Origin of the sequence: Fictibacillus macauensis ZFHKF-1 (assembly GCF_000269865.1) — a bacterium.
GTDB classification, from domain to species: domain Bacteria; phylum Bacillota; class Bacilli; order Bacillales; family Fictibacillaceae; genus Fictibacillus_C; species Fictibacillus_C macauensis.
The window spans coordinates 136,573-150,397 of sequence record NZ_AKKV01000024.1; the positions used below are offsets into that span (position 1 = coordinate 136,573).

Consider the following 13,825-nt stretch of genomic DNA (forward strand, 5'->3'; position numbering starts at 1 on the left):
CCCTTCCTTCGTATGACGCTTACGAGGTTAGCTGTCGGATTAGGAATGGAAGTATCCCCTCTTACATTCGTAAGATTCACCCCGATAGATGGGTCCCCCGCTTTCACATTGAAGATGTGAAATTAAGCGATCAAAAAGACACTATTACATTGTGTTTTACTACATTAAATTTATAAGGGCTTCTAGCAAATGTCAATGATTTCTTTCTACCTTCATCACTCATAGTCACACTATGAAAAACTCTCCAAAAAGGAGAGTCTAAAAAACATGAATTCCTTGCAGAAGCAAAATGAAGGCACCAAGAGCCCAAACATACACGGCAAAGCCTTTTAACGACCCTTTTTTCAACAGAGAAATCATCCATTTAACCGCCACATAACCGAATAACGCGGAAGCAAGTGTTCCAATAAATAATGCCGAAAAAGATAAATGTTCACTTCGTTGAAAAAATAAATCTTTTAACTGCAAAACACATCCGCCTGCAATTGCTGGGATTGATAATAAAAAAGAGAAATAAGCGGCAGTCGCTTTATCAATCTTTCGAAACAGCGCAGCAGCGATCGTTAGTCCCGAGCGCGAAAGAGCAGGTAAGATGGCTGCTCCTTGAAAACTACCTATAATTAATGCATCCATGGTTGTTATTTGTTGCAGCGTCTTATGGCCTTTCTTTTTCATCGTATCCGCTAACCATAAGATACATCCTGTCGCTAAAAACTCCCATCCTACTGTTATGCCTGTTTTTGATATCTCTTCAAAAAAATCTTTAAAAGCTAATCCGATAATGACTGTTGGTAATGTTCCTGCAACTAAAAGCCATGTGATTCGACTAAAAGGTTTCCTCACAATCGATTTAAGTTCTTGCCAATAGACGGTAACTACCGCTACCAATGTTCCAATATGAAGCAGACTATCTAGCAGCAAACCCGCATCCTCTAACCCAAATAACTTTCTTCCGAGTAATAAATGTCCTGTCGAGCTAATCGGTAAAAATTCCGTCAAGCCTTGAATTATTCCTAGTATCAGCGCTTCAAACCAATCCATAAGACCACCTCTTATCCATCGTCCATGATAAAACGTATTCTCGCTATGGATTGATTAGTACAGGCATTTACAATACGCCAGAAAATAATCGGGCAAAAGATTCTTTAGAACGTTCCCATCTGCCTCGCTCCTTAAAGTCTTTTAATGAAATATGTTCACAATCCTGTATGTCCATTTTATATAGTTCATGAAGTTCTGAAACGACTTGATGTCCTGTCAAAAACACATTCACTTCAAAATTCAAATGAAAGCTTCGTAAGTCCATATTTGCTGAACCGACAGATGCTAATTCCCCATCTATTAACACTACTTTTTGATGCATAAATCCTTTTTTATAAAAATAAATCTCAATGCCAGCACGCAATAGCTCAGGCACATACGATCTCGAAGCGTATTTGGTTAAAAAGCTATCGCTATTCTCTGGAACCATTACTCTTACTTGAATACCTTTACGAGCAGCCACTCTTAACGCTGTCCGAATGGCTTCATTTGGAACGAAATAAGGAGTGGCAATCCAAATCGACTGTTTTGCACAAGAAATCATTGAATAATATAAATCACTCATAACACCTTGACCCGTATCTGGACCGCTTGGTACTACTTGAACGCTACCGTTTCCTGCTACGCTATAACTTTCCGTATAACGATGCTCCTGCATTAAGGATTCATTCGTAACATAATTCCAGTCTAATAAAAAAATAGCGTGCAACGCTTGAACGGCTTCTCCTTGTAATAAAAGATGGGTATCTCGCCAAAAACCTAATTTTTTATTGGCACCTAAATACTCCATACCAATGTTTAAGCCTCCCGTAAAACCGTATTTTCCATCAATAATAGCGATTTTACGATGATTTCTAAAATTGAATTTTTGATTAAAGAATCCATGTTTAATCGGTAAGAATGGATAGACCTTTACGCCAGCTGTTTTTAACCGCTTAATATCACGATTTGCGAAAGTAAGGCTGCCCATTCCATCAAATAGAAAGCGAACATCAATTCCTTCTTGTGCTTTTTGAATTAACACATCAATAATACTTCTACCAAGCTCATCTGAACGAAACGTGTAATATTCCATATGTATATACGAAGTAGCTGCCAGTAACTTCTCCTTTAAAGCAGTAAACGTTTCTTCGCCATTCACTAATATATCAGTATGGGTATGTTCATGATACATCGTCATATACAGCTGTTGTGACGACTTGGCAAAGCATGCGCCTGTTTCGCTTAACGCTTCGTAGTTAGGCTCAGTTCCTTTTTCCGCTAATAATTGAAGCTCTTTTCGATCATGCTTTAATTTCGTTTGAAATAATTGACCTTTTAAATAAAGCTGTCCGGAATATAAGTAAAAGAGATACCCGATAAATGGAAGGAAAATGAGAACATACATCCATACGAGGGTAAAATGGGACGTACGGTTTTCTAACATTAACGAATACAAGGTCCAAACAATAATGGCTACATATACACTTGCTGCACTCCATTTCCATCCGTAAGAAAGGGATGTAAAACAAATAACAATTAAGCAAGCAAGTAAAAGAAATAGAAAACAAAATTCTAACAATCGTCTCATTTTCATTCTCCGCTCTTTAAGTTTCTACTGATATTCCCTTAATAAGGTTATTCAAACGTTAATCCTAAAAATTACAACTATTAAAAAAAGTCCAATTTGTGATGAGATCACAAATTAGACGCAAAGATTATTGTTCTTCGTGATGATGTTCAAATAAATCAATGACACCAAGTACAATATGAGCTAGTCCAAAGCCTAAGAGTACATGAGATAATGTTTTATATTTTCGTGTCGTTGTACTAAACGAAAAAGATGCTAAACTCACTGCCGTTCCAAGAATGGTTGGAATCATTCCTTCTCTTTTAAACATGATATGTTCCCTCCTTCACCTTTTCATACAAGTAGTATTTTCGATTGTATGAAAAAATCATCAAGGAGTTTTTTCCAAACCGGATATTTCATGGTATAATCTAGCAAAAAAATCAAATGAGGCGTATTATGAAAAATTCCTATCCCTACTTATATTTCGGCTTTTGTTGCCTATTCTTATTTGGAGGTACCTTTTCTCTGCGCTTTTACCGAGAAGGTGCTCTTTATGTACCAGAAATGCTGATGTCACTAGTTAGTTTACCCATCATCATCACTGGGATCGTCTTGTATATAAAAAAACAGCGGAAAGAGTGAACGCTCTCCGCTGTATTCCTTATGATGAATACGTTAATTCTTGATGTTGTTTTGAAGATTTTCCAAATTTACCATAAATGCTTACCAACATGTCCAATTCTTCTTTAGATAGTGTGCTAAGCAAGTTTTCCATACTTCTTAATCGTTTATCTTCTGCTTCTTTTAAAATGCTCGTACCTGTTTCAGATAACTCTAAATACACAATCCGACGATCATTTTCGCTGCGGTAACGTTGAACATACCCTCTCTTATAGAGACGATCTACAGCCACTGTAACAGCACTCGGCTTTACCTCAAGCATCTCAGCAAGCTCTGTAACAGTCCATCGATCTCTAACAGAAAGCATACGCATTAGCACATATTGCGTGCGAGTTAAATCGCTTTCATTATCAGTTTCAGGATGTAAGCTCTTTGAGAGTATATAGTGTGCCACTTCAAGCTTTTCTACGTAAGCCTTTAGTCCTTGAATTTTCATTTGACAGCATCCCCCAAGTTTATAAATTAATTACATTATACTAAAAAGTTTCAAATATATAAATACACTTTTTTCAAAATTTTATATTTATAGGACTATCTTATCACATTTATCAGAAAAAAGATAAACCCATTGGCCCTTATTTAATAAAAAATTAAGAATTGTCGGTACACGAGTCCTTTTCCATGATACGATAAAAGCATATATGGTAAATATTTCTACATTTAAAGAGAAAGGATGCAAAGTAATGAACACTCTCTATCTTGTCCGCCATTGCCAAGCTACAGGTCAGGAAGCACTTGCTCCATTAACTATAGAAGGAAGCAAACAAGCACAGGCGCTATGTCACTTTTTTAAAAACAAGCCTATAGATCAGATTATTTCCAGTCCCTTTAAACGAGCGGTTGATACAATTGCTCCGCTTGCGCGTCTACGGAACTTACCCCTTCATACAGATGATCGCTTAAGTGAACGCATCTTATCTCCCCAAGATCGTGATGACTGGTTAATGCAGTTAGAGCGAACGTTTGAGGACTTAGATTATGTGTTAGAAGGTGGCGAATCAAGTCAAACTGCCATCAATCGTATTACTGCTGTTATGAATGAACAGCGTCAAAACGACGCGACAACTTCTCTTATTCTCGTTACTCATGGAAATTTGTTATCTCTGCTGTTGAAAAGCGTTGGCTATCATAAAGGGTTTCAGGACTGGCGTAAGCTTACAAATCCTGATGTATTTAAGATTTCATTCAAGCCTGAGATGCATACCCAAAGAATTTGGGAATAAACAAGGTACTTTTTTCCATACCCCCACAGTAGGACAGTATTAGGGCGAAACATTTTGTTGTGTAACACACACACACTATATTTATTTCATCCTAGGGGGTTTTTACATGAAAAAAGTAATCGTAGCTTCACTGTTAGGTGCTTCATTATTCGGTGTCAACGCTGGAATGTCTTACGCCGCTTCATGCCCGTATAGCGACGCACAACAACAACCAGCTTCAAAATATATGCCTCAAGAGCAAAAAGTAAACGATAGCCAACAACAAGAACAGCCAAAAGTGGACGAGTCTTCAGCTTCGTCACAAAGTCAATTAACAGCTGATGAGAAGCAAATGCTTAATTCGGTTAATAAAGAGCGTGCTAAAGCAGGTGTGAAACCGTTAGTCGCAGATATGAAACTTACTAAAATGGCGCGTGTAAAAGCACAAGATATGATTTCAAACAATTACTTCGATCACAATTCACCTAAATACGGTTCACCATTTGATATGATGAAAAAATTCGGCATCACGTACCGTACAGCAGGTGAAAACTTAGCAGGAAATGCAACAGTTGCTAAAGCACACACAGCACTTATGAATTCTGCTGGTCACCGTGCAAACATCCTAAAAGCTGGCTACACTAAAGTCGGAATCGGAATTATTAAAGGTGGAAAATACGGTAAAATGTTCGTTCAAGAATTTACTGGTTAATAAGAACAACAGAGGTGTCTGGACTTCCAGTGCCTCTTTTTTATGTGTTTTGTAAAACGGGAAGCCGTACTTCAAAGGTCGTCCCCTTGCCTACTTCACTTGATACTTGAATGGAGCCTTTATGTTTTTCGATGATTTTATAGCTTACCATCAATCCTAATCCTGTTCCCTCCTCTTTTGTTGTATAAAAGGGTTTGCCAATTCGATTCAGCACGTGATGGGGCATACCTGTTCCATTATCAGCAAAGCGAAAAGCAACCATCTTTTCTTTAGGCAAGAAATGGGCTGAAACTTTAATTTTCCCCGATATTTGTGTAGCTTCTATCCCATTCTTAATCAGGTTAATAAATACTTGTTTTATTTGAAAAGGATCACACTCAATTGGTGGAATCTGTTCACCAATCTCCAGCTGCAAAACAATATTCTTTAAAATGGCCTGTGTTTGCAACAATGTTACCGTTTCTATTAATACCGGGATCAAATTACTATTCTCCACTTGTTGATGATCGGTTTTAGCTAATTGAAGAAATTCAGATAAAATATGTTCAATTCGATCTACCTCATTTAAGATGATGGAATAGTAGGGCCCGTTCGTGCTACTCTCATTCTTAATCAGTTGAATAAATCCTTTTAAGCTTGTTAGTGGATTACGAATTTCATGGGCAATTCCAGCAGCCATTTCTCCAACCACATTTAAGGTTTCTGCCTTCCGAAGCCGCTCTTCTGTTTGGCGTTGCTCTGTAACATCTTGTAAAATCATTAAATGCATGCCATTTAAAATATCGTGCTTCCCTCTTACTTCAATCGTTCGTCCCTCTGTTATATCACCTGTTTTATACTCCCACGTATGATGACGATCGATTCGAAATACATCCCAATTCCAAAAGAATTCATTCGCATTGTGCGGCTGTAATAATTCATGCAAACGACACTGCCCCGATGGGAAAGGATACAGTTGTAACAACTGACACGCTGCTGGATTTGCTTCTGATACAACCATATGATCATCCACTAATAACGTTGGATGAAGCGTATGTTTGAAGATTTCTTTATATTTACGAATGATGCCTTCTCTTTCCATAGGAAGCGAAGACGGTGTGCGATCAATTGTACGTCCAATCACTTCTGAAACAATACCATCTCGATAAATAGGCGTTAAAATTGTAGTAAACAATCGATCATCTACTTCCGTTTCATAAAAGCAAAGCTCTCCTTGAAAAGCTTTCTCAAAAAAAACTTCCCATGCCTTTACTTCATTCTTTGGAAGGATATAATCGATCCACTCTTCTTGAAACCCAAACCCTGTTACGGCTTCTTCTGCAACGGAGACAGCATAATTCCCTACGGATGTTTTCTTTAACGCAAAAGAATGAACAAATTCACGTCCTGAATCCTTGACACTAAACGCTTGATTAAAGAAAAAATCAAGTGATCGTACTGTCATGGACATCTTTGCTAGAGAGTTTTCAACCATGGGCAGCTCCCCCTTCATCCATAGCTGTATTTTGCGTGCACGTTTACCCCCTTTTCTAATTTCGCTAAAAGGTAAGAAATTCCTATTCATCAAAGTGCCTAATTTAAAATTTTTATGAAATAGGCTTTTATTACTATATATTCTCTAAAAAAAGTCTCTCCCCTGCCATCAGCAGGAGAGAGACTTTTCTTAATATTTTGCAAAACTATTCATTTCCTCTAATGACAGGGGACCAATCACCTTTTTCTGGATGATTCCCTCTTCATCAATTAAATAGCTTGTTGGTAACGAAACCGCTGCAAATTGTTTACTTACCTTTCCTTCTTCATCTAACAATATCGGAAAGGTAACGTTGTTTTTGCCAATAAAACGAGAAACGTTTTCTGTACTTTTTTCTGTATGTCGTAAGTTTATTCCGATAACTTCAAGTGAAGATGCTTTATGCTTTTTATACATTTTTTCCATATCAGGCATCTCTTTTTGACAAGGTGGACACCATGTTGCCCAAAAGTTCAAGATGACTCTCTTCCCTTTTAGACTACTTCTTTTTACCTGTTTTCCTTGTAACGATGGTAATGCAAAGTCTGGAACTTCATTGCCTGGTTCAAGTCCTACACTTCCATTTGCTTTTACCTGTTCAAAAACAACTGATTTGTCTTTAGTAGCTTTTTCTTGATTCGTAGTGTGGTGTTGCACTGACCATAATGCTCCACCAATAACGGCAATTATGACAAAGAATAGGATAAGGCTTGTCTTTTTTTTCATGTCGTCATCCTTGATCAATAAAATTTAGTTCTTACTTGTCATTATACCGATAGTTGGTGTCATGTGGAAAATTAATTCTAGCGTCATATGTACTTCCCTCTTTAGTCCTATTAACAGTCGAAAGCAATTGCCGATATAGAGAAAGACGAGTGACACTAACAGAAGCGAGGATGAAGCAGATGGACAAAACATCAGTTATGGGGGTACTCATTGGGATTCTTGCAATTGGAACAGGAATGATCCTAAAGGGCGTTTCTATTGCGGCACTTCTTAATCCTGCAGCGCTCCTGATCATTTTTGCAGGTACAGCTGCCGCATTGCTAATTGCCTTCCCACTCAATAAAATAAAAAAACTGCCAAAATTATTTACGATCTTATTTACAGATCAAAAAATAATGACGATGCCCGAAGTGATTGCCATCTTTATGGAATGGGCATTCATTGCTCGAAAAGAAGGCTTGCTAGCGCTTGAACCGAAATCCGATGAAATTGACGACCCATTCTTGAAGCAAGGCATAAAGATGATTGTTGATGGCCAATCACCTGATTTTATCCAAGACGTATTACTTAAAGATTTAGAAACGATGGAGGAGCGACATTTAAGCAATGCTAGTCTCTTTTCTCAAGCAGGTACATATGCACCTACATTAGGTGTTCTTGGTGCAGTCATCGGACTAGTCGCTGCCCTTGGCAACATGAATGATATTGAAGCATTAGGGGAAGCAATTTCTGCCGCTTTTATTGCCACCCTATTTGGAATTTTTAGCGGGTATGTACTTTGGCACCCTTTTGCTAACAAACTGAAACATAAATCTCAACAAGAAATGAAAGTAAAAGAAATCATGATTGAGGGACTTCTTTCCATCCAAGATGGCACCTCCCCTAAAGTTCTAGAAGAAAAATTACTCACTTATGTATCAGCAAGCGAACGGCAGCAAGTTAAAGAAGGTGTGAACATTGCCTAGGTTTACACAAAAACAAAAGCAAAAACAAAAAAAAAGTCATGAAACAGATGAAGCGTGGTTAATTCCCTATGCTGATATGCTAACATTGCTTCTTGCTTTGTTTGTCGTATTGTTTGCTATGAGTGAAGTGGATGGAAAAAAGTTCAAAAAATTCTCAAGCGCATTTCATCAACAATTTACCGGCGGAACTGGCGTGTTAGAACACGATGCTCCCATTGAAACTCCGTTAGGTTCCTCAGTGGCCGATCTACAAAAAAAGCAAAAAACGGCTGGTGAAGATGCTGCCTATATACAACAAGTGAAAAACGAACTGCAATCACTACAAACCGTTCAGCAGCGAATCAATGCGTTCATCACTAGCAAACATTATGAACAAAGTTTACAAACGAAACTTACTGAAAATGGACTTCTCATTACGATTTTAGATCATGCACTTTTTGATTCAGGAAGTGCCGAAGTAAAGAAAAGTGCTGTTAAACTAGGTGCAGACCTATCTCAGCTACTCGTTACTAATCCACCTAGAAGCATCACAATTGCTGGACATACTGATAATATCCCAATTGTAACGAACCGTTATCAATCCAATTGGGAGTTAAGCGCTATGCGTGCGATCAATTTTATGCAAATTCTTTTAGAAAACAAACAATTATCACCAAAGCATCTTAGCGCTAGTGGATATGGTGAGTATCGCCCTACAGCAAGCAATAAGACAACAAATGGACAATCAAAAAATCGTCGCGTTGAAGTGCTGATTCTACCAAAATATAATGTAAAGCCGAATGCTAACGTTATCAAATAGTAACCAAAGAAAAAGGTTGGACCGACATTGCGGTCCAACCTTTTTCTTTATTTTTGATACGATTGTAAATACGAAATTCGTTCTAACATCGTTGGATGTGTGTACAAGAAAAACTTTACAAGACCTGGGGGATTCACTTCACTTAAACCTTCCGCAGCAAGTTTTTGAAAAGAAGTAACCGCCGCTTCAGGATTTTTCGTTAATTCAATGGCATAACGATCGGCATCATGTTCGGCCTTCCTAGAGATCATATTCTCTACAGGCCCCGCGGCAAACGAAAGTAAACTAAAGATTAATAAAAGTACCGGCAAAGCTGCTAGGTCACCCGGCCCTTTCAATCCCCACTTTTCTCCCCACTTCAAAATAAACCACTTATACAGTTTGCTACCAAACCATAAACCAAAAAACGATAAGACAATCGCTCCAATTAAGTTTTGATACAAGTGGTTCATCACATAATGACCCATTTCATGTGCCATAACGAAGAGAACTTCTTTATCTTTCAATTTGTCGAGCGTCGTATCCCACAAAACAATCCGTAAATTCGAACCAATGCCATTTACATAAGCATTTAACGCATTCGTTTTCTCAGACATATTCACTTCGTATACATTGTGAGCAGGAATGTCTGCTTTTTTTGCTAGTGTTAAGATTTTTTCCTTTAATTGTTCATTTTTTAACGGATAAAATTTATTGTACAACGGGTCAATAACGACTGGCTGAATAAAGAACATAAAGATTGTAAATGGAATGGATACTAACCAAGCTCCAAGCCACCAACGTTTAGAAAACTTGCGAATAAAAAAGTAAAGAACAATGACGGTTGCCGCCATAATGGCATAATTCACCCAAAAATCAATGAGACTATCTTTCATCCATCCTTTAAAAGGCTGAACGGAAATGCCATAGCTTTTCGATACAGTATAGCTATAATAGCGTAATGGAAAGGTTAATAACCAACTCAGAAAAGTTAGCAATAACACATACAAAGCAGTGTGTAACGCAGAGAACTTTGTAATGCCTCCCGTCAGCTTCCGCATGCCTTTGGAAAGTCCAAATCCGAGGATTAGAAGATAAATTAGCCATTCCAACGGTACGGATAAAAAGTAAATCCAATCTTTTATTCGTGAGAAATCATAGCTTAACTTCAGCTGATGTTCATTCATAAACATCGTTGGATCAGCCGCTGATCCTTTTAATTGAATAGGAATATCGGTTTGCGCTCCGTGAAACAGATAGTACCACATAAGAGCTGCGTATATGAATAACCCGACAGCAAACATAATGGCTTTTTTCACTGACTTTCCCCCTTAAGGACATCCTATTCTAAGTTTAGCCGGCTTTGTCCAATTTAGAACAAAAACTTTATAGTACGCCTTCTAGCGTGGGAACAACATACAATTGCTCTGTTGAGAGATCGTAGCCATTTGGTTGGATGTAGACCGCATGAAGCCCTTCTAAGAGTGCTGGTGCAATTTCATTAATAAAATTATCACCAATAGAGACAGCATGACTTGGCGCTACGTTATATTTATCTAGCAATTTTTGCAAAACGGCTTTCGTTTGAATCGGCTTAAAGGAAGAAGCGTGTATTTCATGAAATACATCTTCTAAATCAAGCTCTTTCATCAGTCGATTCACATCATCAATGTCGCTATTTGTCATAACAACTAAATACTTCTCTTCCTTTAATTGCAGAAGACGCTCCTTTAATCCTGGTGTCTTCGTAAGCGAAAAAGCATCACTAACCATATAAAGCTTTGTCGCATTATAACATTCCCACGTATCCTCTTGCTTCAATCCATAATGCATAGCCGTAACATAAGGAAGCCACCAACCATCACCGATTGGAACAAAGCGTTCAAAATCATATGTAATTTCTCCGCTATACTCTTCGTTAAGATGCTCGTCTGCTATAGCTTTCCCTTCCCACGTATGCGCAGCGGTTACTTGTAATGTAAATGGGTCAACGGTTAACGCACGGTCGTGCTTTAAATCATAGGCTTTTCCAACCGCTACTGGATGAAGCCCTTTTTTCATTTTTTCATAATCATCATAAAACACATCTTGAATGGATGCTTCTGCTCGTTCTTGGAGTTGTCGACAATAATAGTCGAAATGATCAGTATCCTCATACAATGTGCCATCTAAATCAAAAATTAATAGTTTACTTTCTTGAATCATTTCTTTCATAGCCTTCTCTCCCTTCACTATTATTTTATGCGTTACATTTCTGGAAGTAAAATACTAACACTGCTTGACTTTTATTTTTTTCTATCTTATTGTAATAATTGTACTACTTCGAATAATACACTCAAATTACAGGAGGTACATCTATGCTTTTAGAATTAAATCCAAGAAGCAGTACGCCTATATGGGAACAAATTGTAAATCAAGTGAAAGAATTATTACTAAAAAATATTCTACTCCCTGGTGAAAAGCTTCCATCTGTTCGTGAACTATCCTCGCTACTTGTTATTAATCCTAACACCGTAAGTAAGGCTTACCAAGAGCTTGAGCGCCAAGGGGTTATTGAAACATTACGTGGTAGGGGAACTTTTATCCCTGCCTCACTATCGTTAAAGCCTGATGAAGCAAAACTCGCAGCCGTGCGCCAAACATTGAAACAGTTAATTATTGATGCTTCATACTTAGGGATGACGAAAGAAGAATTTTTGAAACTAACGCATGACTATTTAGAGGAGTTTGGGGGGCTTACTGATGCTAAACGTACGTAACATTAATAAAACGATTGAAGATAAAAAAGTACTTCACGATATCTCTTTTTCACTAACGGCTGGAACAATAACCGGCTTAATTGGCAGAAATGGTACAGGAAAAACAACGATTTTAAAAACGATTGCTGGCATTCTAGATCCCACTTCTGGAGATATAACGTTCAACAATCTCTCCATTCAGAAACATCCATCTGAAAAAGTGAATTTCGTGTATGTATCTGACTCTACACAATTTTTAAACAGTTATACACCAAATGAAATAGCAAAACTGTATATAAGCATTTATCCGACTTTTGATTTTGAATTATTTAAAAGCCTTATGAGTCGTTTTCAGTTGCCACTTAAAAAGATTCGTAGTTATTCAAAAGGTATGAAAGCACAACTAGCAATTATCCTGGCCTTCTCATCTCGTGTGTCACTTGTTTTGTTAGATGAACCAACAAACGGTCTTGATCCGATCGTCAAACGACAAATCCTTCAATTTATCGTAGAAGAAGTGGCAGTACATAATGTAGCCGTTTTAATTTCCACGCATCACCTCAATGAGATCGAACAAATTGCTGATCAAGTTATTTTACTTCGTGATGGAAAAGTAGACTTGGTTGCCTCTATAGAGGATGCGAAAGAGCGTTATGTAAAGGTGCAAGCTGTCTTTAAAAATGAGCTCCCTGAACGCTTAACCTTACAAGAAAATATTACGGTTCTCGGGAAAATCGGTCGTGTATATACGTTACTTATCAATGATTCGATTTCCCAAACTTATGCGCTCATCGAAGCAGAGCATCCGTTGCTATTAGAAGAAATTCCTATGACCCTTGAAGATATTTTTGTCATTCTATTAGGAGGCGACGACTATGTATCCTAAAGCCTTATGGAAATTGTTTAACAAACAAACGCGCTTTGTTCTTGGAGCCTACTGGTTTCTTACGTTGCTAGCTACTCCATATATGTACTGGCTAGTTGGTAGGTTTGACACAGATAATTCTTTTGAATTTCATCATAGTCTTGATTCGCTTACTGGTAATCTCACACTTGGAGCTGTCATCGCTCTAGCTTGTATCGTCATGGGCTATGCGCGTAACAATCGATATAATGAATTTACACTAACGCTTCCCTATTCGCGAAAAACAATCTTTTTTTCTTATTGGAGTTTTGGGACATTTCACATTATGCTAGCTACTAGCATGAGCTACATCTTAACGTACATTACGATTCAATCCACCTACTTGCATACGTATATGGCTTCTGGCTATCTGTGGAAAGCCTGGAGTGGCTACTTACTTTTTACAGTAGCTATTTATAGCTTGGCACTTTTTGTCGGTACGTTTACAGGCGGATTTGTTTCCCAATTTATCATTACACTTTTTCTACTCATTTTACCTGGCGTATTCGTCGTTACCTTTGATGAATTATTACGTATTCATACTGTAAGAGATTTCTCTCTCTTACAGTATGTAAGCCCTGCCGAACCTTATAGCTTGAGCATGCTGACGAATACCTTTGAGATGTTTATTGAAGTTAAAAATAGCGTTATAGTATACGAATATTATTTACCGAACTGGAGCATACACACACTCCTTTCTCCACTGCTATACATTATCCTTTCTTTAGGACTTGGGTTGTTTTTATTTAGCCGCAGCAAAAGCGAAAATAACGGAAAAATTATTATTTTCGAGCGTTTCCAACCGTATTTTTTCGGTGTAGCTACCATTTTAATCATGATTTTAGGCGGCTTTATTATTCCATTATTTCTACCATTTGTTCAGCCAGAACGCCTATACAGTTTCTATCTCGGTGCCTTCATCACCGGCATTCTTTGCTTCTTTATTCTTCGACGTATTATGAATAAAAAGTTAACGTGGTTAAAATAAGAAAAAGCATCGCAGGCTTCACGCC

Annotated in this window: 15 protein-coding genes and 1 riboswitch; of the genes, 7 read left to right on the forward strand and 8 right to left on the reverse strand. The window is 37.8% G+C overall.

Annotated elements, in window-relative coordinates; all coding sequences use genetic code 11:
* Position 1: 1 nt before the first annotated feature.
* A riboswitch (cyclic di-AMP (ydaO/yuaA leader) is annotated at positions 2-139 on the reverse strand.
* 119 nt (positions 140-258) lie between these two features.
* From A374_RS08105 to A374_RS08120, 4 genes are all read right to left on the reverse strand, one after another.
* Positions 259-1,041, reverse strand: a complete 783-nt coding sequence (locus A374_RS08105; RefSeq protein ID WP_007201719.1) for an undecaprenyl-diphosphate phosphatase — start codon at positions 1,039-1,041, stop codon at positions 259-261.
* Positions 1,042-1,108: 67 nt separating this feature from the next.
* Positions 1,109-2,617: a cardiolipin synthase gene (gene cls, locus A374_RS08110; RefSeq protein ID WP_040340439.1), complete on the reverse strand. Its 1,509-nt coding sequence runs from the start codon at positions 2,615-2,617 to the stop codon at positions 1,109-1,111.
* A gap of 121 nt (positions 2,618-2,738) precedes the next feature.
* Entirely contained in the window at positions 2,739-2,921 is a 183-nt protein-coding gene (locus A374_RS08115) for a hypothetical protein (RefSeq protein ID WP_007201721.1), read from the reverse strand.
* Between the two features lie 333 nt (positions 2,922-3,254).
* Positions 3,255-3,710: a MarR family transcriptional regulator gene (locus tag A374_RS08120; protein ID WP_007201722.1), complete on the reverse strand. Its 456-nt coding sequence runs from the start codon at positions 3,708-3,710 to the stop codon at positions 3,255-3,257.
* A 247-nt stretch (positions 3,711-3,957) separates the two neighbouring features.
* Between A374_RS08120 and A374_RS08125 the strand changes: the two genes are divergently transcribed.
* Together A374_RS08125 and A374_RS08130 are read left to right on the forward strand one after the other, a co-directional pair.
* Entirely contained in the window at positions 3,958-4,497 is a 540-nt protein-coding gene (locus A374_RS08125) for a histidine phosphatase family protein (protein ID WP_007201723.1), read from the forward strand.
* Between the two features lie 106 nt (positions 4,498-4,603).
* Positions 4,604-5,188 (forward strand): CAP domain-containing protein, encoded by a 585-nt coding sequence (locus tag A374_RS08130; protein WP_007201724.1) that lies wholly within the window; start codon positions 4,604-4,606, stop codon positions 5,186-5,188.
* Positions 5,189-5,228: 40 nt separating this feature from the next.
* On the opposite strand, the gene A374_RS08135 is transcribed toward A374_RS08130, so the two are convergent.
* Together A374_RS08135 and A374_RS08140 are read right to left on the reverse strand one after the other, a co-directional pair.
* Positions 5,229-6,662 carry a PAS domain-containing sensor histidine kinase gene (locus A374_RS08135; protein ID WP_007201725.1) on the reverse strand — a complete coding sequence of 478 codons (1,434 nt, stop codon included), beginning with the start codon at positions 6,660-6,662 and terminating at the stop codon, positions 5,229-5,231.
* Between the two features lie 189 nt (positions 6,663-6,851).
* Complete coding sequence (locus A374_RS08140) at positions 6,852-7,427, reverse strand: TlpA disulfide reductase family protein (protein ID WP_007201726.1); 576 nt, start codon at positions 7,425-7,427, stop codon at positions 6,852-6,854.
* Between the two features lie 179 nt (positions 7,428-7,606).
* Between A374_RS08140 and motA the strand changes: the two genes are divergently transcribed.
* Both motA and motB read left to right on the forward strand, forming a co-directional pair.
* A complete protein-coding gene (gene motA / locus A374_RS08145; protein WP_007201727.1) occupies positions 7,607-8,392 on the forward strand; it encodes a flagellar motor stator protein MotA in 786 nt (261 codons plus the stop codon).
* The gene (gene motB, locus A374_RS08150) at positions 8,385-9,191 is read left to right on the forward strand and encodes a flagellar motor protein MotB (protein ID WP_007201728.1); all 807 of its coding nucleotides are present in this window, start codon (positions 8,385-8,387) and stop codon (positions 9,189-9,191) included. The genes motA and motB overlap by 8 nt, the downstream gene beginning before the upstream one ends.
* Positions 9,192-9,238: 47 nt before the next feature.
* Here the strand turns inward: motB and A374_RS08155 are convergent, their stop codons facing one another.
* Both A374_RS08155 and A374_RS08160 read right to left on the reverse strand, forming a co-directional pair.
* Complete coding sequence (locus tag A374_RS08155) at positions 9,239-10,489, reverse strand: M48 family metallopeptidase (RefSeq protein WP_007201729.1); 1,251 nt, start codon at positions 10,487-10,489, stop codon at positions 9,239-9,241.
* 67 nt (positions 10,490-10,556) lie between these two features.
* Positions 10,557-11,384: an HAD family hydrolase gene (locus tag A374_RS08160; RefSeq protein WP_007201730.1), complete on the reverse strand. Its 828-nt coding sequence runs from the start codon at positions 11,382-11,384 to the stop codon at positions 10,557-10,559.
* 143 nt (positions 11,385-11,527) lie between these two features.
* Here A374_RS08160 and A374_RS08165 point away from each other — a divergent pair, with 143 nt between their 5' ends.
* The 3 genes from A374_RS08165 to A374_RS08175 are packed head-to-tail and all read left to right on the forward strand — an operon-like array spanning position 11,528 to position 13,800.
* A complete protein-coding gene (locus A374_RS08165) occupies positions 11,528-11,929 on the forward strand; it encodes a GntR family transcriptional regulator (RefSeq protein WP_007201731.1) in 402 nt (133 codons plus the stop codon).
* Positions 11,913-12,794, forward strand: coding sequence for an ABC transporter ATP-binding protein (locus tag A374_RS08170; RefSeq protein ID WP_007201732.1), 882 nt, complete (start codon positions 11,913-11,915; stop codon positions 12,792-12,794). The genes A374_RS08165 and A374_RS08170 overlap by 17 nt, the downstream gene beginning before the upstream one ends.
* Positions 12,784-13,800, forward strand: coding sequence for a hypothetical protein (locus A374_RS08175; protein WP_007201733.1), 1,017 nt, complete (start codon positions 12,784-12,786; stop codon positions 13,798-13,800). Before A374_RS08170 ends, A374_RS08175 begins: the two co-directional genes overlap by 11 nt.
* Positions 13,801-13,825: the final 25 nt, after the last annotated feature.